Here is a 19,366-nt window from a genome sequence, read left to right on the forward strand (position 1 = left end):
AGGCCGTCCGCAAGGTGTGACGCAGGGTGGCGCCACGGCGGCGGGCCGCCGTGGGGGCGGGCGCCGTCGGGCCGTCCGGTGCCGGGGGGCCGCCCGGGCGCGTCGGGACGGTCAGGTCCCCTCCCCACGTACGGTGCGCGGCCGGCGCCCCCAGGCGGAGACGAGCGGGACCGCCGCCACGTCCATGGCGCCTGCGGCGACGTGGGTCAGGTGCAGGTCGACGTCCTCGTCGGTGGCGAGCCCCGCGGCGACGAGCGCGGGGCGCACATGCCGGATCGTGGCCGTCTCAAGGACGGAGCACGCCACGGAGGCCAGCGGCAGGTGCCCGTCGGCGTGCACATGGTGGAGCCCCGCGGCGCGCATCATCCGGGGCAGCGCCCGGCCGTGGGCCTGGGGCTCGCCGCGGTCGCCGGCGAGGGTGCGGACGGCCGCGCGCAGCCGGTTGGCGAGGCGCTGCGCGTCACCGTGCTCGTCCGGGCAGGTCAGCGGTTGCAGCCCGACATCGGCCTCCTCGATCAGCAGCCTGCCGCCGGGGCGCAGCGCGTCGGCCAGCGTGAACAGGGTCTTCTCCGGGTCGGGTACGGCGGCGAGCGCGAGCCTGGCGTGCACCAGGTCGAAGCCCTCCCCCGGCGGCAGGTCGACGGCCAGGTCGTGGCGGCGGACCTCGACGGGCGGCCGTGCGGAGGCGGTCCAGGCGGCGTCGCCCGGGCAGGTGGCGAGGACCCTGCCGGTGGGGCCGACCCGCTTGGCGAGCCAGTCGACGACGGAGCGTCCGCCCGCGGCGGCGGCCCAGCAGCGCCAGCCAGGCCCCACGCCCAACTCGTCCAGGTGCCGGAAGGTGACCGGGTCGAAGAGGGCCGCGAAGGCGTCGTGGTGCTCGCCGGGAGGGGCGGGGACGTGGGCGTCGACGGGGTGGGGCCCGGGGCGCGGGGATTCCTGGGCGGGGGTGGGGTCCTCGTTGCTCATCATGCACGAATCATCCCATTTATTAGCTTTTCTGATGGTCATTAACGCCGGGAGCGGAGCGGAATCTTCCGTTCCCACAGGCCGCCCCGCATGTCGGACGCGGCTGGCAGACTCTCCCCCCGGGTCACCCTCCGCGGCAGGAGCGGCGGGCACCCGTCCGTCCACGCAGCCGTCAGTCCTCCAGCGCAAGGAGCCGCACATGGCCATGTCGGGCAATCTGCGAAAGGCCCGGGGCATCCACCCGGTGCGGGGCCTCCGCAGGGCGGCGCGCCTCGTCCCCGCGCGCCCCCGGGTCGACCTGAGCCACCACGCCAGATCGCCCCTGGGCTCGTCCGTGGTCCGGTGCCTCACCTACCGCGACGGCGCGCGCCACCCCGCGGGGGACGCCCTGGCGGACGCCGTCGACCGGGTCAGGAAGGGCGACGACGACTTCGTCTGGCTCGGTCTCCACGAGCCGTCGGAGGAGGAGTTCGCGGAGGTGGCGGATGTCTTCGACCTGCATCCGCTCGCCGTGGAGGACGCGGTGGAGGCGCATGAGCGCCCCAAGGTGGAGCGGTACGGCGACACCCTGTTCGCCGTGTTCAAGACGGTCTGCTACATCGAGCACAAGGAACTGACCTCCACCAGCGAGGTGGTGGACACCGGCGAGATCATGGTGTTCGCCGGCGAGGACTTCGTGGTCACCGTCCGGCACGGCAGGCACGGCTCGCTCGGTCCTGTCCGCGAGGCCCTGGAGGCCGACCCCCACCAGTTGGCCAAGGGGCCGGCCGCGGTGCTCCACGCCATCGCGGACCATGTCGTCGACGACTATCTGGAGGTCACCGACGCCATTCAGGCGGACATCGACCTGGTGGAGGGCGAGGTGTTCGCGGAGGGCGGGGCGCGCGTCGACCCGGGCCGCATCTACCAGCTCAAGCGCGAACTGCTGGAGCTGAAGCGCGCGGTGGTCCCCCTGGGCCGCCCCCTGCACGTGCTGTCCACCGAGCCGATACGGGTCATCGCCCCCGAGATACGCGCCTACTTCCGCGACGTCGACGACCATCTGCTGCGCGCGGTGGAGCAGGCCGCGGCCTTCGACGAGCTGCTGAACTCGATCCTCCAGGCGCACCTGGCCCAGGTGACCGTGGCGCAGAACGAGGACATGCGCAAGATCACGGCGTGGGCCGCCGTGATCGCGGTTCCGACGATGGTGTGCGGGGTGTACGGGATGAACTTCGAGCACATGCCGGAGCTGCACTGGCGGTTCGGCTACGGCCTGGTCTGGCTGGTCATCCTCGTGGTGTGCGCGGCGCTGTACCGGGGGTTCAGGCGCAACGGGTGGTTCTGAGCCGGGCCGCTCACCCCGTCCACGCGGGGCGGCGCGGGTCGTCCGCCCGTACCACCACGTCCGCGGCCTCGGCGGGCCCCGCCTCCGCGGCGTACCGCTCGTGGGCCGGGAGGGTCCACTGCTCCTCGGGGGCGGTGCGGCGGCGCAGTGCGCCGGGGGTCAGCAGCACATGGACGGCGAAGTCGAAGGGGAACCAGTTCTTCAGCAGGAGCGGCCCGTGCAGGAGCAGCAGCCCGCCGGGCGGCAGCGTGGTGTAGGGGCTGCGGGTGGCGCGGTCCACCGCGGGGTCCCAGAGGTCGGGGAGGACGCGCCCGGTGCCGTCCTTCTCCAGCGGTCCGAACACCTCACGCCACAGCGCCCCGGTGTCGAACCAGCCGTCGTAGTAGGCGTCGACGTCCCGTCTGCCGTGTTCCAGCCGCACGGAGGCCGGGCGCAGGAAGCCCTCGGCGCCGACGACGAGGGCTGCGCGGCCGCGCAGCCGCAGCGCCTGCGCGACCCGTTCCGCGAGGTCGCCCGGGCGCCCCGCCGGGGGCCCGTCGAAGGCGATCCGCGGCCAGGGGCTGCCGTCCGCGGGGCGCAGGGTGCTCATCCGCTCGGCCAGCGCGTCGGCGAGCCGCTCCCAGGTGATCGCTTCGAATCGCACCCGGCCATGATGCCTCCCGGCGCCCCGGGGCCTTCGCCGGGCTCCGCGGCGGCGCGGGGCGGCGCGGGGCGGCACGCGGCGGCGCGGGGCGGCCCCGGGCGGCAGGAGTGGCACGAGTGGCATCCCACGGCCGGGGAGCGGACCATGGGGAGTCACACGAGCGGAACGCGTTCCTCCGGTGGCCGGGCCGGAGAGCAGGCCGGTGCGTACCGCGCGCGGTACGCCCGGAGCGGCAGTCGGCGAGAAGGGAACGCCATGGCCGACCCCATGGGCTTTCTGAGCACCCCGCGGCGCGAGGCGCCCCGGCGGCCCGTGCGCGAGCGGGTCCGCGACTGGGGCGAGGTGTACACGCCGGGCGGGCTGCTGCCGATCGTGCGGGAGCAGGCCGGGCGGTGCATGGACTGCGGCATTCCGTTCTGTCACGAGGCGTGTCCGCTCGGCAATCTCATTCCGGAGTGGAACCAGTTGGTGGCCAGGGACGACTGGCGGGCCGCGGGCGAGCGGCTGCACGCCACGAACAACTTCCCCGAGTTCACCGGGCGGCTGTGCCCCGCCCCCTGCGAGCCCGCGTGCGTCCTCGCGATCAACCAGCCCGCGGTGACCATCGAGAACGTCGAGGCCGCGGTCGCGGACCGGATCTGGGAGGAGGGCCTGGCCGGGCCCAGGCCGCCCGAGCGGCTCTCCGGCAGGACGGTGGCGGTGATCGGCTCGGGCCCCGCGGGCCTCGCCGCGGCCCAGCAGCTCACCCGGGCGGGACACACGGTCGCGGTGTACGAGCGCGACGAGCGGGTCGGCGGCCTGCTGCGGTACGGGATTCCCGAGTACAAGCTGGCGAAGCGTCATCTGGACCGCCGCCTCGGGCAGATGGCGGCGGAGGGCACCAGGTTCCGTACGTCGGTGCGGGTGGGATCGGACGTGGACGCGGCCGAGCTGGCCGCGCGCTACGACGCGACGGTGATCGCGGTGGGGGCCGCAGCCTGGCGGGAGCTGGCCGTGCCGGGGCGGGAACTCGCCGGGGTGCACCAGGCGATGGAGTACCTGCCGCTGGCGAACCGGGTCCTGGAGGGCGGCCTGGACGCCTCTCCGCTGTCCGCGGCGGGCCGGCACGTGGTGATCGTGGGCGGCGGCGACACCGCGGCGGACTGCCTGGGGACCGCGGTGCGGGAGGGGGCGCTGTCGGTGACACAGCTCGACATCAGGGCGCGGCCCTCGGCGGGGCGCGACGACGTGGTGGAGCCCTGGCCGACCTTCCCGAGAATCCACCGTGTCTCGCCCGCGCACGAGGAGGCGGCCGAGCTGGGCCTCGCGGCGGTGGCGGACACGGACGTACGGGTGTTCTCGGCGGCGACGCTGCGGTTCACGGGCGACGAGCGGGGCCGGGTGCGCGCGCTGCGGCTGCGGGAGGTGGACGCCGAGCGGCACCCCAGGGCGGGCACCGACAGGGAGCTTCCGGCGGATCTGGTGCTGCTGGCGCTGGGCTTCCGTGGTCCCGTTCTGGACGACGGGGTGGTGGACGGCCTCGGGCTCGCGCTGGACGGGCGTGGCGCCCTCGCCCGGGACGAGGGCTTCGGCACCAATGTGCCGGGGGTGTTCGCGGCGGGGGACGCGGCCCGGGGGCAGTCGTTGATCGTGTGGGCGATCGCGGAGGGGCGCTCCGTGGCGGCCGCAGTGGACCGCCATCTCACGGGGCGCACCGGCCTGCACGCGCCCATCGGCCCGTACGACCGCCCGCTGACGGCCTGACGCCCGGTCCGCCGCCGTCCGCGCCGCGGCCCGAGGGACGAGCGCTCCGCCCGCCCCCGGAGGGCGGACGGGGCGGTGTCAGGGCTTTCTGCCCATGGCGCCGTAGCCGGGGATGGGGCCGTCGTGCTGCCCGGGGACGGGGTCGCCGAGTTCCGGGTGCCAGCGGTCGACGACGACCACGCCGGGCTCGACGAGGTCGAGGCCGTCGAAGAAGCGGGTGACCTCCTCGCGCGAGCGCAGGGCGAGGGGGACCTCGCGTGACCTGTAGAGGTCCCCCGCCTCCTTGGCGGTGTCGGGGGTGAAGTCCGCCGAGGCGTGGGACAGCACGAGGTGGCTGCCCGGGGGGAGTTCGGACATCAGCCGCCGCACCAGCGCGTACGCCCCGTCGTCGTCCGTGACGAAGTGGAGCAGCGCGATCAGCGACACGGCGACGGGCTCGCCGAAGTCGAGGACGAGCCGGGCCTGTTCCAGGATGGCGTCCGGGTCGCGGGCGTCGGCCTGGAGGTACTCGGTCACCCCGGGCGGCGTGCCGCGCAGCAGGGCCTCCGCGTGGGCCAGGACGATCGGGTCGTTGTCGCAGTAGACGACGCGCGACGCGGGCGCGATCCCCTGGGCCACCTGGTGGAGGTTCGGCTCCGTCGGTATGCCGGTGCCGACGTCGAGGAACTGCCGCACGCCCCGCCCGGCGAGCCAGCGGGTGGCCCGGTGCATGAACGCGCGGTTGACACGGGCCATCACCGGCAGGCGCGGCTCAAGGGCGAGAAGTTGCCTGCCCATCTCCTCGTCGACGGGGTAGTTGTCCTTGCCTCCGAGGAACCAGTCGTACATGCGGGCGGGATGCGGTTTGCCGGTGTCGATCCCCGGGAGTCCCCGGGGGCCGCTGTCATGACCGGTCATGGCGTTCTCCAGGGGCACACAGGGGGCGGGCGGGCGCGAGGGCGCAACGAGCCGTCGCGGGCGGTGATGTTAACAGCAGGAGCACGGGACCAATCGCCTTGGGAATCACGGGAGCTGAATCAGAAACAGAAATCGGACGAAGGATTTCCGGGGTGCGCCGGGCGTGCCGGGTTTCCCGGATCTGGGCCTCCTGGGGGCGGGCGGGGAATTCCGGCCGGGGTCTGGACGGGCCTCGGCCGATCGGGTACTGTCTCGTCACGAGGCGGTCACCCTGTGTGCTGGGTACGGGGGTTGCCCTGCTTGCCCCTGACCGGCGGTGACGAGGCGGGTGCGGGCTCGTGTCGTCCGGTCGCCCCATGGGTCGTGGGGTGCGAAGGGGTACGGGGTTGCTCTCCGGGTTGACCACGCCCGGTACACCGAGCACACTGCGATGAGTGGTCGAGCGGTCACGACAGCAGAAAATCCGCTTCCCCGGATTTCGCGCCGAGAATGAACGCGTTGATCTCGCTTGACGTGTAAATGAGGGCGGGTCCGTCCGGATCGGCCGACTGCCGGACGGCGATTCTTCCGTCGGCCAGTTTCATGGCCTCGACGCAGTTGCCGCCATTGCCTCCACTCCACGGTTTGTGCCATCCCTCGGCGCCCAGTTCCCGCGCAGGCATTCCGTTGTATATCCGAGCTCGATCCATTCACAGCTCCTTGCGGAGATCCCTGAGAATCTCCTTCGTGCGATGTGCTGTGGCGGCTTGTGCCGCCATGCGGTCCATGACCTCAAGGTGGGTCGCCACCTCGGCACGCGCGTCCAGATAGACGGCGCCGGTCAGGTACTCGCTGTAGACCATGTCCGGAAGCTCCGGCATGGCAAATCGGAACAGGACGAACGGGCCATACGTCCCCGGGTGCGGACCCGAGGAGAACGGGGCGACCTGAAGGGTCACGTTCGGCAGCGCACTGGACTCCAGCAGCCGGTCGATCTGAGCGCGCATCACGTCCGCGCCCCCGACCGGCCTGCGCAGCGCCGTCTCGTCCAGCACGGCCCAGAAACGCGGCGCGCCCTCGCGTGTCAGCAGCTCCTGCCGCTGCATCCGCAGCGCCACGTGCCGCTCGATGTCCTCGGGCCTCGTCTGGCCCACGGCCCCCGAGCGCAGCACCGCACGCGCATAGTCCTCGGTCTGCAACAGGCCGGGGACGAAGTGCGGTTCATAGGAGCGCACCAGGCTCGCGGCGCCCTCCAAGCTGACATACATCGAGAACCAGCCGGGCAGGATGTCATGGAACCGCTGCCACCAGCCCGGCCTGTTCGCCTCCTCCGCGAGGGTGACGAAGACCGACGCCTCCTCGTCGGAGACGCCGTACGCGCGCAGCAGCATCTGGAGGTACGGGATCTTGAGCGAGACCTCCGCCATCTCCATGCGCCGCACCGTCGCCGGGGCGACACGCAGCAGCCTGGCGGCCTCGTCCCGTTTGAGGCCCGCGCGTTCCCGCAGGTCCTGGAGGCGTCGGCCGAGCACGACCTGACCGACCGTCGGCGCGGACCGCGGCTCACTCACGTCCCACCTCCACCTGGTTCCTGACCGCTCGGGCGCAGCCCGACAGGGCCGCGCGAGGCGAGCTGATGCGAGCAGTGTGCCATGGCGCCGGACCAGGCACCGCACACTCTGCACTTTCCAGAGTGCTACTTGCCAAGTGTTCACGGCGGGGAGATAGTGGCAAGCGTGACTCCGCCCGCGTCGTTGGAAGCAGACGCCTCCGAAGCAGCCGGCCGCGCCGCCGGCGCCGAGCCCTGCCCGGCCGAGGAGGCGGTGCGCCGCTTCCGTTTCGAGTTGGCCGCCCAGCCGGGTTCGGCCGCTCAGGCCCGGAGAATGACGCGCGCCTGGCTGTCCGCCTGGGACATCGGAGCGGACACCTGCGACTCCGCCGAGCTGGTGGTGTCCGAGCTGGTCACCAACGCCATCGTGCACACCGACTCCCGGCAGATCGTCTGCGAGCTGCGGGAGGACCCCGAGAAGCTGCGGATAGCCGTGTGCGACGAGGGCCGCGCGCCGGGCGAGCCCCGGCCGTCCGCGGTGCGCGACGAGGAGGAGCACGGCCGGGGCCTCTTCCTGGTCTCGGCCGTGTGCAGCGCCTGGGGCGCGCACGAGACCGGCCCCGGTCTGCTGGTCTGGGCCGAACTGCCGAGCGCCGCGGGGGACGACCGCACCGCCACGGAAACCGATGCGGACGGCGTCCGCGGAACGGGGGCCGCATGGGTGTCATGACACCGAAGCTGCTGAGTCTCGACACGCTGGTGGGCCTGGCCCGCCGCAGAGAGACCAGCGCCGTGCCGTCCCGGCTGCCGGTGCCCGCGGGGATGAGCGTCCCGCTCGGCTGCGACGCGGTGGCGGTGCCCGCCGCCTACGGCCGCCGGGTGCTTGAGCGGCTTCCCCGGGTCGGCTGTGTCTACGAGGACGGCACCTTCTGGTGGTGGATCGTGCCGTCCGACTCTGATGTCGCGCTGGAGTGGCCCGCGCCCGCGCACTACGCCACCGGCGCGGTGGTCCCGGACGCGGCGCGCCCGCCCGGTCTGATCCACCGCCCCGAGGGCAGCCTCCCCTACACCCCGCCGATCCCGCTGTATCTGGCGCTCTGCGGCATCACCGGCACCACACCTCCCTGGTCGCGGGCGATCCCCGCGTAGGCGACCAAGAACGCTCGCGGGACCACCCCCCGGTCCCGCGGGCCCACCCGCCTCCGGCAGTCCCGGCCCCGCATCGCCGCAGCCGGGCGGGCTCCGCCACGTGGCAGCGGCGTGAGCCGCCGGAGGCGGGCTACTCGACCGGTTCGCGGCCCCGTACGACCACCAGGAAGGTGTCGGAGGCGAGGTCCATCACGACCTCGGCCTCCTGCCCCTCGTGGCACTTCTCCCGCGCGAACTCCTCCGCGGGCCGGGACCCGTGTGGCCCGCCCGCGGGGAAACTCGCCAGCACTGTCCGCCCCTGCACCGTCTCGTCTCTTCCGTTCCGGCGCCCGCTGCGGGCGCGTGCGCGACCGGCGGGCGCCGGTCCGCTGCCGCCGCGCCCGGCCCCGCGGTGCGGCGGCTCAGAAATGATGGCGGGCACCGACGAGGCACCGCTGTGACGTGTTTCACAACGTGATCGGACCGAGACCGTTTCGGCACACGGAACGGACATCCCCCGTTCACCCCGTGTGCCCCAGGCACCCCACCCGGATACGGCGGGAAAGAGAAGGCCACATGGGGAGCGGCCGAGGGCAACCGGCGGCGATCGGAGGCCCGTTGGCGGGGCGCCGCCGCAGCCGCGCGGCACCACGGTCGCGAGAGCGCCGAGGGCGGCGGGTACCAGTCGGACGACACGATGCCGGGCTGCCGCCCGGCGAGCGGGTGGCGGCGTTGCCGTCGAAGAGGACGAACCAGGGGCGCAGCGAGGGGTCGTGGCGCTCGCGCGGTTCCCCGGGCCGACGGGGGGACGACGCGTACCCGCGCGGGCGCCCGTGCCGTGACGTGCCGCGGGGCGCCCGCGCTGTTGTGGGGCGGGGGTGTCGCGGTGTCCAATGACCTCCACGGCCTTCCCCGCTCCCCCACGACCGGCGCGCCGTACGCGCCAGGAGAGGGCCGCGACAACTCCACAGGACACAACGGACCGAAGAGGACCCCCCACATGAGAACACCTCTCGTCGGCACCTTCACCGCCCTGCTGCTCCTCGGCGCCGCGGCCACCCCGGCCGCGGCCGTCGCCCTTCCCGACGGCTCGGCAGCGCCCTCCGGCGCCCCCGTGCGGGCCGTGGACTTCGCGGGCGCCGTGGCGCTCAGCAACTGCTCGGGCTCCGTGGTGCGGATGCCCGACTCGGAGCCCACCGACCCCGCGCTCGTGCTGTCCAACGGGCACTGTGTCGAGTCCGGTATGCCGGGCCCGGGCGAGGTCGTCCTCGACCAGCCCTCCAGCAGGACCTTCGACCTGCTCGACGCGGACGCCGGCTCGGTCGCCACCCTCCAGGCGGACAAGCTGGCGTACGCGACGATGACCGACACGGACATCTCGCTGTACGAACTCACCACCACCTACCAGGACATCGAGGACGACTACGGCATCGCGCCGCTCGACCTGTCCGACCAGCACCCGGCGCAGGGCAACGCGATCACCGTCGTCTCCGGCTACTGGAAGCAGACGTACAGCTGCTCCATAGACGGGTTCGTGCCGCAGCTCAAGGAGGCCGACTGGACCTGGAAGGACTCCGTCCGCTACACCCCGGAGTGCGACACCATCGGGGGCACCTCGGGCTCGCCCGTCGTGGACGAGGCCAGCGGCCAGGTCGTGGCCGTGAACAACACGGGCAACGACGACGGCGGGCGCTGCACCCTCAACAACCCCTGCGAGGTCGACGAGGACGGCAATGTGACGGTGCACCAGGGCACCAACTACGCCGAGGAGACCTACATCATCCCGGCATGCGTCGGCACCGGCAACAAGATCGACCTGTCCGCGCCCGACTGCACCCTCCCCAAGCCCGCGGACGGCTGACGGGGCGTTCCCCGCACGGCACCGGGCCCCGCGGGCGCTCAGTCCCGCGGGGCCGCCGCCTCGACCGCCGCCGTGCAGAGCGCCTCGGCGCGGTCGACGGCGGCGACGAGGGCGGCGGGCTCGGGCCGCAGCGCGCCGAGGATCGCGTCGGCCTCCCGCAGCCCCGCCGTGGCCAGCAGCGTCTTCTCGTTGGTGACCCAGGTGCCGCGGGCGGCGAGCACCGCGTGCGCGCTCTGGTGCACGGCGACCGAGACGGCCCCGGCGACCTCGGTGAGCGCGCCGCGCGGGGCGCTGCCCGTGCGCGCGTAGCCGAGGGTGGCGAGGGCCCTGCCGTGCCACTCCCCCGGCGCGGTGCGGCGCAGCGGCCCGGGGTAGCCGCCGGGGTGCGGGAGGGTGCCGCGCAGCGCGCGGTTGACGGCGAGTTCGGCCACCACCAGATAGCTGGGGATGCCCGCGAGGTGGAACATCAGCGGCTCCCAGTGCCAGCGGCCCGCGCGCGCCTCGGCCGACTCGTGCTCCACGGCCGTGAGGTCGCGGTAGTGGACGTCGGTCCTGTGGCCCGCCACGGTCAGCCAGGCCCCGCCGTTGAAGACGCCGCCGCCCCAGCCACCGACCGGGGAGACCTCGCCCGGCCAGCCGCGCCCGGCCGCGAGCGCCCGCAGCGCGGCGGGGTCGAACGCGCCCCGGTAGTAGACCGCGAGGTCCCAGTCGCTGTCGGGCCTGTGCGTGCCCTGGGCGCGCGAGCCGCCGAGGGCGACCGCCACGACCCCGGGCAGCGCGGCGAGATCGTCCGCCAGCGGCTCAAGGAACCCGTCGTCTCCGTACGGGCTGCGCTGCGAGGTCATACGGGCTCCGGGGCGGTCGGTGCGTGCGGTCCGCGGGGCACGCGCGCGTGCTCCACGGGCAGACCGTACGACGGCCCCGGGCGGGTGTCCCCGGTGACCCCGGAATTAGTCGGCCTGCCCGGCGGCGCGGTGCGGTGTGGTGGGCTGGTGGACGGTGCCGATGTGGCCCGCCTGGATGACGGGCTGGTTGAACACGCCGCCGTTGATGGTGTTGTGGATGCTGGCGTCGTCCCGCGAGGACGCCGGGTACATCTCGTCGAGCAGGGTGCGCAGCTCGCCGGCGAGCTGCGGGTCGGCCCGCAGGGTGCTGCGCAGCCGGGCCCGCCAGCCCGCCTGGACGTCGGCGACCGCCTCCTCGTCCCCCGCGTCCCGCGCCGCGATCAGCTCGTCGCGTGAGCGGTCAAGCTCCCTGCGGGTGCCGTCGCGCGGGGCGCCGTCCGCCGCGCCGTCGGCGCGGGAGAAGAAGGCGGCGACGCGGTCGCGCACATGGGCCCAGCCGTCTCCCACCATCTGCTGTACGAGCACCGTCGCGCCTGACGTCGCCAGCGCGGCCAACTCCGCCTCCATCGAACCCCCTTGATCACGACCGGTCACCACCCGTGCTGTCCGGTGTCCCACCGTAGCCGAGTGTGCGGCCCGGGACGGGGTGAACGGGGTGCCGTGGCCGTTTGCGTACGGTGGGGCGGCCGTGGGCGGCGTTCACAGCCCGGCCACGTGTGCCGCGTCACGGAGCACGTCGCGGAGCATGGCGGGGGTCAGCAGCCCCGTGAAGGTGTTGCGCTGGCTGACGTGGAAGCAGCCGAAGACGTCGAGCGGGGGCCCGCCGTCACTCGCGGGGAGCGTGCGGCGCACGCCGTGTCCGAAGGCGGGGCGCGGCTTCGGCACCGCCCAGCCGGCCTCGGCGAGCGCGGGCAGCGTGGCCTGCCAGCCGAAGCCGCCGAGCACGACGAGGGCGCGCGCGGTGGGGCGCAGCAGCCGCAGCTCGTCCAGCAGCCAGGGGCGGCAGTTGGCGCGTTCTGCCGGGGTGGGCTTGTTGGCGGGGGGCGCGCAGCGCACGGGCGCGGTGATGCGCACGCCGCGCAGGGTCAGTCCGTCGTCGGCGCTGACGGCGGTGGGCCGGGAGGCGAGCCCGACGGCGTGCAGCGCGGCGTAGAGGACGTCGCCCGAGCTGTCGCCGGTGAACATGCGCCCCGTGCGGTTGGCGCCGTGGGCGGCGGGCGCGAGCCCGACGATCAGCAGGGAGGCGTCGGCGGGCCCGAAGCCGGGCACCGGGCGGCCCCAGTAGGTCCAGTCGCGGAACGCGGCCCGTTTGGTACGGGCGACCTCCTCGCGCCACTCGACGAGGCGCGGGCACGCCCTGCACTCGGTCACGCGCGCGTCGAGGTCGGCGAGGGTCTCCATGGCGCCCACGGTACGGCTCCGCGCGCCGCGGGGGCGCCGGGGCCTCCGCGAGGTGGTACGGGGTAAAGGACTCGGGGATGTCGGTGGCGGGGGCTAGGGTCGGTGGCATGAGTGATGAGGCACCGGGGGCGGTGCGGGCGCAGGGCGGGGGCGCGGCGGGCTCGGTGCGGGTGGACAGTTGGATCTGGTCAGTGCGGCTCGTCAAGACGCGTTCGATGGGGGCGACGGCCTGCCGGGGCGGCCATGTGAAGGTCAACGGCGAGCGGGTGAAGCCCGCGTACGGCGTGCGCGTGGGCGACGAGGTGCGGCTGCGGCACGGCGGCAGGGAGCGGGTCGTGGTGGTGCGGCGGATCATCCGCAAGCGGGTGGGCGCCCCGGTGGCCGTGGAGTGCTACGCGGACAACAGCCCGCCGCCACCGCCCAGTGCCGCGGTGGCCCCCGCGGGCGTGCGCGACCGCGGCGCGGGCCGCCCGACGAAGCGGGACAGGCGTGAGATGGAGCGGCTGCGCGGGATGGCCGTGCCGCCGCCAGGCTGGCGCCCGCCGGGCGGCACGGCGGCCCGCGGGGTACGGCCGGAGGAGTCCACGGGGCCGGGCGGCACCCGGGGTGAGCCGCGGGAGCGGGGGCGGCGGGAGGCCGCGGACGAGCAGGGCTATCCGGAGGGTCTGGAGAACCCTGAGGGCTCGGAGGACTGAGCTGGCCCTCGGTGGCCGCGCGGCCGCGGCGCCCTCACCCCCCGGCCGCTCCTGGCGTCGCCGGAAGCGCGCGTACCCAGCAGCCGTCGTCGGTGAGGTAGCGGTCCACACGCAGTCCCGCCGCGGCCAGTGCCTCCTCGAAGTCTCCTCTGACGAGGGTGCGGGTGCGGTAGGTCTGGGTCCAGACGGCGTCGGGGAAGGCGTACTCCATCCGCATCACCGTGACGCCGCCGCCGATCGGCTCCTTCGGGCCCATGCGGACGGTGTAGCCGCCCGGGTCGTCGCGTTCGAAGGCGCCGCGGTCCTCCCAGCCGTCGCCCTCGCGCTGGAAGAGCACACAGCCGTCGTCGGCGACATGGCGGCGGCAGGTGGAGAGCAGTCCGCGCCGCACCTCGATGTCGCCCGTGTTCACCAGGTAAGAGGCCAGCATCACCACGTCGAAGGTCTCGCCGAGGTCCAGCTCCTCGATGCTGGAGCGCACGGTGCGGGCGCCGCGCACCCGGGCCAGCATCTCCGGGGACTCGTCGACCGCCGTGACGTCGAAGCCGCGCCCGACCAGGGGGTGGGTCACCCGGCCCGCGCCGCAGCCCAGCTCCAGGATGCGGGCGCCGGGCGGCACGGCGGCGGCGATGATGTCGGGCTCGCCGCCCACGGGCAGCCGGGCGTAGAAGTCCACCGCGCAGCCGTCAGGTGTGAAGGCCCCGGGGCCGGTGCCCGAGTGTCCCTCGCGTACGCGTGGTTCCATGGCGGTTTCCCTCCCGTGGCCGGTGATCATCTCCCACGATGCCACCAGCGGGGCCCCGCGGATAGGGGCATGCGCCGCGGTCCCGGGGTCCGGCGCGGCACACTGGAGAGGGGGCACGGGACCCCGGCGAGGTGAGGGTGATGCGTACCGGAAGTGAGCCTGCGACGGCGCGCAGCGCGCTGCGTATGCGTCTGTGGCTGAGCGTGTGGGGGCTGCTGTGGTTCGGCGGTGGCACGGCCGCCTTCGCGGTGGTCGGCCGCGTCGGCTGGGCCGCGCTCTGCGGGGCGCTGGCACTGGTGGCGCTGGTGAACCTGGCGGTGGTGGTGCACCGGATGCGCCAGGGCCCGCGCTTCCAGCCGGGACGCGACGTCCCCCCGTACCTTCCGCCGTCACGGCGCTGAGCCGGTCCGCTCCGCCGAGCGCGACCGGGCCCCGCTTGGGCGGGGCGCCGAGATCAGGCGTCGAAGCGGGCGGCCTTCAGATACTCCGGATTGGGATCGAGGGCGGCGGCCAGTCTGAAGTGCCGTATGGCCTGCTGGGGCCGCCCGGCGCGTTCGTAGGTGCGGGCGAGCGCGAAGTGCGCGAACGCGTTGTCCGGCTCACGCTCAAGGACGATGCTGAACTCCAGTTCGGCGGGCCGGAGCTGGGCTGCGGCGAAGAAGGCGCGGGCCCTCAGGAGCCGGGCCGCGGTGTTCTCGGGGTGGGCGGCGATGACGGGGTCGAGGAGCTTCACGGCGCCGCGCGGATCGCGGGCGGCGAGGAGTTGTTCGGCGGCTCGGAAGTCGATGACATGCGTCTCGGGGGTACGTCCTGTGGGTCCGCTGCTGTCGGGCACGCCTGAATCCTTTCCCTTTTTCTCGGGAGTTCCCCTTGTCCCCGGGATCGCGCCGGGGTCACCGTCCTTCGCCCTGGGCCTCGCGGCCGGTCAGTTCCGCCCAGACCTCGTCGACCCTGGCGCGGAGTTCGCCGAGGGGGACGTCGTTGTCGATGACGATGTCCGCGACCTTGAGGCGTTCCTCCCGGTCGGCCTGGGCGGCCATCCTGGCCCGCGCCTCGCCGGGGTCCATGCCGCGCAGCCGTACCAGCCGGTCGACCTGGGTCCCGGGGCTGACGTCGACGACGATCACGGTGTCGTACAGCGGCGCGAGCCCGTTCTCCGCGAGCAGCGGCACATCGTGGACGACAACGGCGCCGGGGGGCGCGGCGGCCGCCAGCTCGGCCGACCTGGCGCGCACGAGGGGGTGGACGATGCCGTTGAGAGCGGCGCGCTTGCCCTCGTCGCCGAAGACGATGGCGCCGAGCGCGGGGCGGTCGAGCGATCCGTCGGGGGCGAGGACGCCGGGGCCGAAGGTGTCGACGATCGCGGCGAGCCCGGGGGTGCCGGGCTCGACGACCTCCCGGGCGATCCGGTCGGAGTCCACGAGGACGGCGCCGTGCGCCACGAGCAGCCGGGACACCTCGCTCTTGCCGGCCCCGATACCGCCGGTCAGGCCCACGGACACCATGCCTGTTCCTCCTCTGGCACGCCCCTCGCGCCCGCCGGGCCGCCGGGTGTCAGCCGTCGCCCTCGCGCTCCGCGAGGAAGCGCTCGAATTCCTGGCCGATCTCGTCCGCCGAGGGGATGTCGACCGGCTCCGCGAGCATATTGCCACGGGTCTCGGCGCCCGCGGCTGCATCGTACTGGTGCTCAAGGCCCTGGATGAGCGCGACCAGTTCCTCGTCGCCCTGCTGGACCTGGCGGTCGATCTCGGTCTGGGTGCGGTGGGCCTCGGTGCGCAGGGCGTGCGCGATGCCGGGGAGTACGAGGCCGGTGGCGGCGGTGATGGACTCCAGGACCGTGAGCGCGGCGTCGGGGTAGGCGGAGCGGGCGATGTAGTGCGGCACGTGCGCCGCCACGCCGAGGACGTCGTGGCCCGCCTCGGAGAGCCGGTACTCCAGCAGGGATTCGGCGCTGCCGGGGACCTGGGCCTCGTCGAAGGGGCTGCGGTGCCCCGGTACGAGGTCGGTGCGGTTGCCGTGCGGGGTGATGCCGACGGGCCTGGTGTGGGGCACGCCCATGGGGATGCCGTGGAAGCTGACGGAGAGCCGCACGCCGAGGCGCTTGACGATCTGGGCGACGGCGGCGGCGAACCGCTCCCACTCCACGTCGGGTTCCGGACCCGACAGCAGCAGGAAGGGGGCGCCCGTGGCGTCCTGCACGAGCCGCACTTCGAGGGCCGGGACCTCGTAGTCCGTCCAACTGCCGCGGCGGAAGGTGAGGAGCGGGCGGCGGGCCCGGTAGTCCACGAGACGGTCGTGGTCGAAACGGGCCACGACCTGGTGCGGGAGGGAGTCGAGCAGCGACTCCACGAGCTGCCCGCCCGTCTCGCCCGCGTCGATGTAACCGTCGAAGTGGTAGAGCATGACGAGCCCCGCGGACTCCTGGGCCAGCGCCATGTCCACGACGGACAGACCCTTGGGCTCCCACGCGTACAAATCCTGCGGATCAAGCACGATGACCGCTCCTCCTCGTGTCTGGCACTGGGAAGAACGCCCCGTCGCGCCCCGGCATTCCCGCCGCGTCACACTCCGTCGCGCCGCCGCGGCGGCTGTGGCACGGTCCGCCGTGTCCGTACCCGGCCGCGGACGCGAGCGGGCCCGCGCTCCCCGGAGGGAACGCGGGCCCGTTCAGGAGTCCGTCAGTCGGCGGAGCCCACCCTGGGGGTCAGCTCTGGCCGCCCGCCAGCTTCTCCCGGAGCGCGGCGAGGGCCTCGTCGGACGCGAGCGCGCCCGACTGGTCCTGGGGCTCCGAGGTGTACGAACCGCCGGACGACGCCGGGGCCGCGGCCTCGCCGCCCTCGGCCGCCGCCTGGGCGTCGGCCTCGCGGGACTTGATGACCTGCGCCTGGTGCTGCTCGAACCGCTGCTGCGCCTCGGCGTACTGGTGCTCCCACTCCTCCCGCTGCTTCTCGTAGCCCTCGAGCCAGTCGTTGGTCTCGGGGTCGAAGCCCTCGGGGTAGATGTAGTTGCCCTGGTCGTCGTAGGACGCGGCCATGCCGTACAGCGTCGGGTCGAACTCGACCGCGGCCGGGTCGCTGCCGAAGGACTCGTTGGCCTGCTTCAGCGAGAGGCTGATGCGGCGGCGCTCCAGGTCGATGTCGATGACCTTGACGAAGATCTCGTCGTTGACCTGGACGACCTGCTCCGGGATCTCCACGTGGCGCTCGGCCAGCTCGGAGATGTGGACCAGGCCCTCGATGCCCTCGTCGACCCGGACGAACGCGCCGAACGGCACCAGCTTGGTGACCTTGCCGGGGACGACCTGGCCGATCTGGTGGGTGCGGGCGAACTGCTGCCACGGGTCTTCCTGGGTCGCCTTCAGCGACAGGGAGACGCGCTCGCGGTCCATGTCGACGTCGAGGACCTCGACCGTGACCTCCTGGCCGACCTCGACGACCTCGGAGGGGTGGTCGATGTGCTTCCAGGACAGCTCCGAGACGTGCACCAGGCCGTCGACGCCGCCGAGGTCCACGAACGCACCGAAGTTGACGATCGAGGAGACCACACCGGAGCGGACCTGACCCTTCTGGAGGGTCGTGAGGAAGGTCTGGCGGACCTCGGACTGGGTCTGCTCCAGCCAGGCACGGCGGGAAAGGACCACGTTGTTGCGGTTCTTGTCCAGCTCGATGATCTTGGCTTCGAGCTCCTTGCCCACGTAGGGCTGGAGGTCGCGGACCCGGCGCATCTCCACCAGGGAGGCGGGGAGGAAGCCGCGGAGGCCGATGTCGAGGATGAGGCCGCCCTTGACGACCTCGATGACGGTACCGGTGACGATCCCGTCCTCCTCCTTGATCTTCTCGATCGTGCCCCAGGCGCGCTCGTACTGGGCACGCTTCTTGGAGAGGATCAGGCGGCCTTCCTTGTCCTCCTTCTGGAGGACGAGGGCCTCGATCTCGTCACCGACGGCGACAACCTCGTTGGGGTCGACGTCGTGCTTGATCGAGAGCTCGCGGCTCGGGATCACACCTTCGGTCTTGTAACCGATGTCGAGCAGGACCTCGTCCCGGTCGACCTTCACGATGACGCCGTCGACGATGTCGCCGTCGTTGAAGTACTTGATCGTCTCGTCGATCGCGGCGAGGAAGGCATCCTCGTTACCGATGTCGTTGACCGCTACCTGCGGGGTGGTGGCGGTGGTCTCGGTGCTGCTCGTCATGTGGGAAAGGGCTCCGGTACGGACATTGAGGTCGTAGGCACTGCATTGCGCCGGAGCCAGTTTCACCCCCGGAACGAACCGCGCGACCGGGGGGACGCTTCCGTGGCGTCGCACCGGACCGGATGGCTCCGGAGCGGCCGACGATGACCGGAAGCGCCTCGACGAACGAGGGAACATACCTGGAGGCGAGCGCAGCCTGCTCCGTCTGAAGCGCGCAGGCCCGCAGCGCAACTTGTAGCATACGGGGGCGGCTGGGCAGGGTCAATGCACGAAGATGCACACCCGGGGCGGATCGCCGCATACCCGGCAGTTCCCGGCCGTCGGGGCAGCGCGCACCACAGGCATCCGTCGGCACCGCACGCCCGGCGACACCGGGCGTGTGCCGACCGATACTACGGGTCGACCGCCGTGCCCGTCCCGGGAACGGCGAGGCTTCCGCGTGGTGTTCCGCCGGTACGGGGCCGCCGGAACACCCGGGAGAATACGACGATGGAGCGAATCATCCAAGAGCCGAGTTCCGCCGTGGAACCGGGCGAACCCGAGGCGACCCGCCGTGCCGCCTCGACCACGGAGAGCATCAGGGCCAATCGCGGCTGGTGGGACGCGAACGCCGACGAGTACCAGCGCGAGCACGGCACGTTCCTCGGCGACGAGCGCTTCGTGTGGGGGCCCGAGGGGCTGCACGAGGAGGAGGCGGGGCTGCTCGGCCCGCCTGAGCTGCTCGCCGGGCTCGACGTGCTGGAGATCGGGGCGGGGGCCGCGCAGTGCTCGCGCTGGCTCGCCGCGCACGGCGCGCGGCCCGTGGCGCTCGACCTGTCGCACCGGCAGTTGCAGCACGCGCTGCGGATCGGCACGGAGCCGGTCGCCGCGGGCGAGGGGCGGGTGCGCCTGGTGCAGGCCGACGCGGGGATGCTGCCGTTCGCGGACGGCTCGTTCGACCTGGCGTGCTCGGCGTACGGGGCGCTGCCGTTCGTGGCGAGGCCGGTGGAGGTGCTGCGCGAGGTGCGCAGGGTGCTGCGGCCCGGTGGCCGCTTCGTGTTCTCGGTGACGCACCCGATCCGCTGGGCGTTCCCCGACGAGCCGGGCCCCGAGGGCCTGACGGTGTCCGCGTCGTACTTCGACAGGACGCCGTACGTGGAGCAGGACGGCACGGGGCGCGCGGAGTACGTGGAGCACCACAGGACGCTCGGGGACCGGGTGCGCGACGTGGTGGGCGCCGGGCTGCGCCTCGTGGACCTGGTGGAGCCCGAGTGGCCCGCGTGGAACAGCCAGGAGTGGGGCGCCTGGTCCCCGCTGCGCGGCAATCTGATCCCGGGGACCGCGATCTTCGTGTGCGCGCGGGAGGAGCGCTGAGGGCGGGCGCCGCGCCCACGCGTGCGCGTGCGGTGGCGG

General features: G+C 73.4%; 22 protein-coding genes. 8 read left to right on the forward strand and 14 right to left on the reverse strand.

Features of this window, described 5'->3' with window-relative positions:
• Positions 1–111: 111 nt before the first annotated feature.
• The gene (locus tag ACIBIW_RS15035; RefSeq protein WP_399335989.1) at positions 112–969 is read right to left on the reverse strand and encodes a methyltransferase domain-containing protein; all 858 of its coding nucleotides are present in this window, start codon (positions 967–969) and stop codon (positions 112–114) included.
• 196 nt (positions 970–1,165) lie between these two features.
• On the opposite strand from ACIBIW_RS15035, the gene ACIBIW_RS15040 reads away from it, so the two are divergent.
• Complete coding sequence (locus ACIBIW_RS15040; RefSeq protein WP_399335991.1) at positions 1,166–2,293, forward strand: magnesium and cobalt transport protein CorA; 1,128 nt, start codon at positions 1,166–1,168, stop codon at positions 2,291–2,293.
• 10 nt (positions 2,294–2,303) lie between these two features.
• Here ACIBIW_RS15040 and ACIBIW_RS15045 read toward each other — a convergent pair whose 3' ends face one another.
• Entirely contained in the window at positions 2,304–2,936 is a 633-nt protein-coding gene (locus tag ACIBIW_RS15045; protein WP_399335993.1) for a uridine kinase, read from the reverse strand.
• A 255-nt stretch (positions 2,937–3,191) separates the two neighbouring features.
• Between ACIBIW_RS15045 and ACIBIW_RS15050 the strand changes: the two genes are divergently transcribed.
• Positions 3,192–4,679: a glutamate synthase subunit beta gene (locus tag ACIBIW_RS15050; protein WP_399335995.1), complete on the forward strand. Its 1,488-nt coding sequence runs from the start codon at positions 3,192–3,194 to the stop codon at positions 4,677–4,679.
• A gap of 78 nt (positions 4,680–4,757) precedes the next feature.
• Here the strand turns inward: ACIBIW_RS15050 and ACIBIW_RS15055 are convergent, their stop codons facing one another.
• The 3 genes from ACIBIW_RS15055 to ACIBIW_RS15065 form a co-directional block, all read right to left on the reverse strand.
• Positions 4,758–5,576: an SAM-dependent methyltransferase gene (locus ACIBIW_RS15055; RefSeq protein WP_399335997.1), complete on the reverse strand. Its 819-nt coding sequence runs from the start codon at positions 5,574–5,576 to the stop codon at positions 4,758–4,760.
• Between the two features lie 446 nt (positions 5,577–6,022).
• Complete coding sequence (locus tag ACIBIW_RS15060; protein WP_399335999.1) at positions 6,023–6,265, reverse strand: DUF397 domain-containing protein; 243 nt, start codon at positions 6,263–6,265, stop codon at positions 6,023–6,025.
• Positions 6,266–7,126, reverse strand: a complete 861-nt coding sequence (locus ACIBIW_RS15065; protein WP_399336001.1) for a helix-turn-helix domain-containing protein — start codon at positions 7,124–7,126, stop codon at positions 6,266–6,268.
• A gap of 165 nt (positions 7,127–7,291) precedes the next feature.
• Here ACIBIW_RS15065 and ACIBIW_RS15070 point away from each other — a divergent pair, with 165 nt between their 5' ends.
• On the forward strand, positions 7,292–7,834 hold the full coding sequence (locus ACIBIW_RS15070) for an ATP-binding protein (RefSeq protein WP_399336003.1): 543 nt from the start codon (positions 7,292–7,294) through the stop codon (positions 7,832–7,834).
• Positions 7,822–8,253: a hypothetical protein gene (locus ACIBIW_RS15075; RefSeq protein ID WP_399336005.1), complete on the forward strand. Its 432-nt coding sequence runs from the start codon at positions 7,822–7,824 to the stop codon at positions 8,251–8,253. The genes ACIBIW_RS15070 and ACIBIW_RS15075 overlap by 13 nt, the downstream gene beginning before the upstream one ends.
• 130 nt (positions 8,254–8,383) lie before the next feature.
• Here the strand turns inward: ACIBIW_RS15075 and ACIBIW_RS15080 are convergent, their stop codons facing one another.
• Positions 8,384–8,557 carry a hypothetical protein gene (locus ACIBIW_RS15080; protein ID WP_399336007.1) on the reverse strand — a complete coding sequence of 58 codons (174 nt, stop codon included), beginning with the start codon at positions 8,555–8,557 and terminating at the stop codon, positions 8,384–8,386.
• Positions 8,558–9,232: 675 nt separating this feature from the next.
• Here ACIBIW_RS15080 and ACIBIW_RS15085 point away from each other — a divergent pair.
• On the forward strand, positions 9,233–10,093 hold the full coding sequence (locus ACIBIW_RS15085) for a trypsin-like serine peptidase (protein ID WP_399336009.1): 861 nt from the start codon (positions 9,233–9,235) through the stop codon (positions 10,091–10,093).
• 38 nt (positions 10,094–10,131) lie between these two features.
• Here ACIBIW_RS15085 and ACIBIW_RS15090 read toward each other — a convergent pair whose 3' ends face one another.
• The 3 genes from ACIBIW_RS15090 to ACIBIW_RS15100 form a co-directional block, all read right to left on the reverse strand.
• Positions 10,132–10,938 carry a nucleotidyltransferase domain-containing protein gene (locus tag ACIBIW_RS15090; RefSeq protein ID WP_399336011.1) on the reverse strand — a complete coding sequence of 269 codons (807 nt, stop codon included), beginning with the start codon at positions 10,936–10,938 and terminating at the stop codon, positions 10,132–10,134.
• A gap of 105 nt (positions 10,939–11,043) precedes the next feature.
• Positions 11,044–11,505, reverse strand: coding sequence for a hypothetical protein (locus tag ACIBIW_RS15095; RefSeq protein ID WP_399336013.1), 462 nt, complete (start codon positions 11,503–11,505; stop codon positions 11,044–11,046).
• Between the two features lie 132 nt (positions 11,506–11,637).
• Positions 11,638–12,339: a uracil-DNA glycosylase gene (locus ACIBIW_RS15100; RefSeq protein WP_399336015.1), complete on the reverse strand. Its 702-nt coding sequence runs from the start codon at positions 12,337–12,339 to the stop codon at positions 11,638–11,640.
• A gap of 107 nt (positions 12,340–12,446) precedes the next feature.
• Between ACIBIW_RS15100 and ACIBIW_RS15105 the strand changes: the two genes are divergently transcribed.
• Positions 12,447–13,034, forward strand: coding sequence for an RNA-binding S4 domain-containing protein (locus ACIBIW_RS15105; protein ID WP_399336017.1), 588 nt, complete (start codon positions 12,447–12,449; stop codon positions 13,032–13,034).
• Between the two features lie 34 nt (positions 13,035–13,068).
• Here ACIBIW_RS15105 and ACIBIW_RS15110 read toward each other — a convergent pair whose 3' ends face one another.
• On the reverse strand, positions 13,069–13,779 hold the full coding sequence (locus ACIBIW_RS15110; RefSeq protein ID WP_399336019.1) for a class I SAM-dependent methyltransferase: 711 nt from the start codon (positions 13,777–13,779) through the stop codon (positions 13,069–13,071).
• A gap of 140 nt (positions 13,780–13,919) precedes the next feature.
• Between ACIBIW_RS15110 and ACIBIW_RS15115 the strand changes: the two genes are divergently transcribed.
• Entirely contained in the window at positions 13,920–14,180 is a 261-nt protein-coding gene (locus ACIBIW_RS15115; RefSeq protein ID WP_399336021.1) for a DUF6343 family protein, read from the forward strand.
• Positions 14,181–14,233: 53 nt separating this feature from the next.
• Here the strand turns inward: ACIBIW_RS15115 and ACIBIW_RS15120 are convergent, their stop codons facing one another.
• The 4 genes from ACIBIW_RS15120 to rpsA form a co-directional block, all read right to left on the reverse strand.
• The gene (locus ACIBIW_RS15120) at positions 14,234–14,614 is read right to left on the reverse strand and encodes a tetratricopeptide repeat protein (protein WP_399336023.1); all 381 of its coding nucleotides are present in this window, start codon (positions 14,612–14,614) and stop codon (positions 14,234–14,236) included.
• 58 nt (positions 14,615–14,672) lie between these two features.
• Positions 14,673–15,284 (reverse strand): dephospho-CoA kinase, encoded by a 612-nt coding sequence (coaE, locus tag ACIBIW_RS15125; protein ID WP_399336025.1) that lies wholly within the window; start codon positions 15,282–15,284, stop codon positions 14,673–14,675.
• Positions 15,285–15,333: 49 nt separating this feature from the next.
• Complete coding sequence (locus ACIBIW_RS15130) at positions 15,334–16,272, reverse strand: PAC2 family protein (protein ID WP_399336027.1); 939 nt, start codon at positions 16,270–16,272, stop codon at positions 15,334–15,336.
• Between the two features lie 211 nt (positions 16,273–16,483).
• Entirely contained in the window at positions 16,484–17,974 is a 1,491-nt protein-coding gene (gene rpsA / locus ACIBIW_RS15135) for a 30S ribosomal protein S1 (RefSeq protein ID WP_399336029.1), read from the reverse strand.
• A gap of 489 nt (positions 17,975–18,463) precedes the next feature.
• Here rpsA and ACIBIW_RS15140 point away from each other — a divergent pair, with 489 nt between their 5' ends.
• Complete coding sequence (locus ACIBIW_RS15140) at positions 18,464–19,327, forward strand: class I SAM-dependent methyltransferase (RefSeq protein ID WP_399336031.1); 864 nt, start codon at positions 18,464–18,466, stop codon at positions 19,325–19,327.
• The last annotated feature ends 39 nt before the right edge of the window (positions 19,328–19,366 follow it).

It is taken from the genome of Streptomyces sp. NPDC050560 (assembly GCF_044457285.1).
Classification (GTDB): domain Bacteria; phylum Actinomycetota; class Actinomycetes; order Streptomycetales; family Streptomycetaceae; genus Streptomyces.

Excerpts from the sequence above, each read along its gene's own strand:
- ACIBIW_RS15035 (WP_399335989.1), bottom strand. The coding sequence starts at position 969 with ATGATGAGCAACGAGGACCCCACCCCCGCCCAGGAATCCCCGCGCCCC.
- ACIBIW_RS15040 (WP_399335991.1), top strand. The coding sequence starts at position 1,166 with ATGGCCATGTCGGGCAATCTGCGAAAGGCCCGGGGCATCCACCCGGTG.
- ACIBIW_RS15050 (WP_399335995.1), top strand. The coding sequence starts at position 3,192 with ATGGCCGACCCCATGGGCTTTCTGAGCACCCCGCGGCGCGAGGCGCCC.
- ACIBIW_RS15055 (WP_399335997.1), bottom strand. The coding sequence starts at position 5,576 with ATGACCGGTCATGACAGCGGCCCCCGGGGACTCCCGGGGATCGACACC.
- ACIBIW_RS15060 (WP_399335999.1), bottom strand. The coding sequence starts at position 6,265 with ATGGATCGAGCTCGGATATACAACGGAATGCCTGCGCGGGAACTGGGC.
- ACIBIW_RS15075 (WP_399336005.1), top strand. The coding sequence starts at position 7,822 with ATGGGTGTCATGACACCGAAGCTGCTGAGTCTCGACACGCTGGTGGGC.
- ACIBIW_RS15085 (WP_399336009.1), top strand. The coding sequence starts at position 9,233 with ATGAGAACACCTCTCGTCGGCACCTTCACCGCCCTGCTGCTCCTCGGC.
- ACIBIW_RS15090 (WP_399336011.1), bottom strand. The coding sequence starts at position 10,938 with ATGACCTCGCAGCGCAGCCCGTACGGAGACGACGGGTTCCTTGAGCCG.
- ACIBIW_RS15095 (WP_399336013.1), bottom strand. The coding sequence starts at position 11,505 with ATGGAGGCGGAGTTGGCCGCGCTGGCGACGTCAGGCGCGACGGTGCTC.
- ACIBIW_RS15100 (WP_399336015.1), bottom strand. The coding sequence starts at position 12,339 with ATGGAGACCCTCGCCGACCTCGACGCGCGCGTGACCGAGTGCAGGGCG.
- ACIBIW_RS15105 (WP_399336017.1), top strand. The coding sequence starts at position 12,447 with ATGAGTGATGAGGCACCGGGGGCGGTGCGGGCGCAGGGCGGGGGCGCG.
- ACIBIW_RS15110 (WP_399336019.1), bottom strand. The coding sequence starts at position 13,779 with ATGGAACCACGCGTACGCGAGGGACACTCGGGCACCGGCCCCGGGGCC.
- ACIBIW_RS15115 (WP_399336021.1), top strand. The coding sequence starts at position 13,920 with ATGCGTACCGGAAGTGAGCCTGCGACGGCGCGCAGCGCGCTGCGTATG.
- coaE (WP_399336025.1), bottom strand. The coding sequence starts at position 15,284 with ATGGTGTCCGTGGGCCTGACCGGCGGTATCGGGGCCGGCAAGAGCGAG.
- rpsA (WP_399336029.1), bottom strand. The coding sequence starts at position 17,974 with ATGACGAGCAGCACCGAGACCACCGCCACCACCCCGCAGGTAGCGGTC.
- ACIBIW_RS15140 (WP_399336031.1), top strand. The coding sequence starts at position 18,464 with ATGGAGCGAATCATCCAAGAGCCGAGTTCCGCCGTGGAACCGGGCGAA.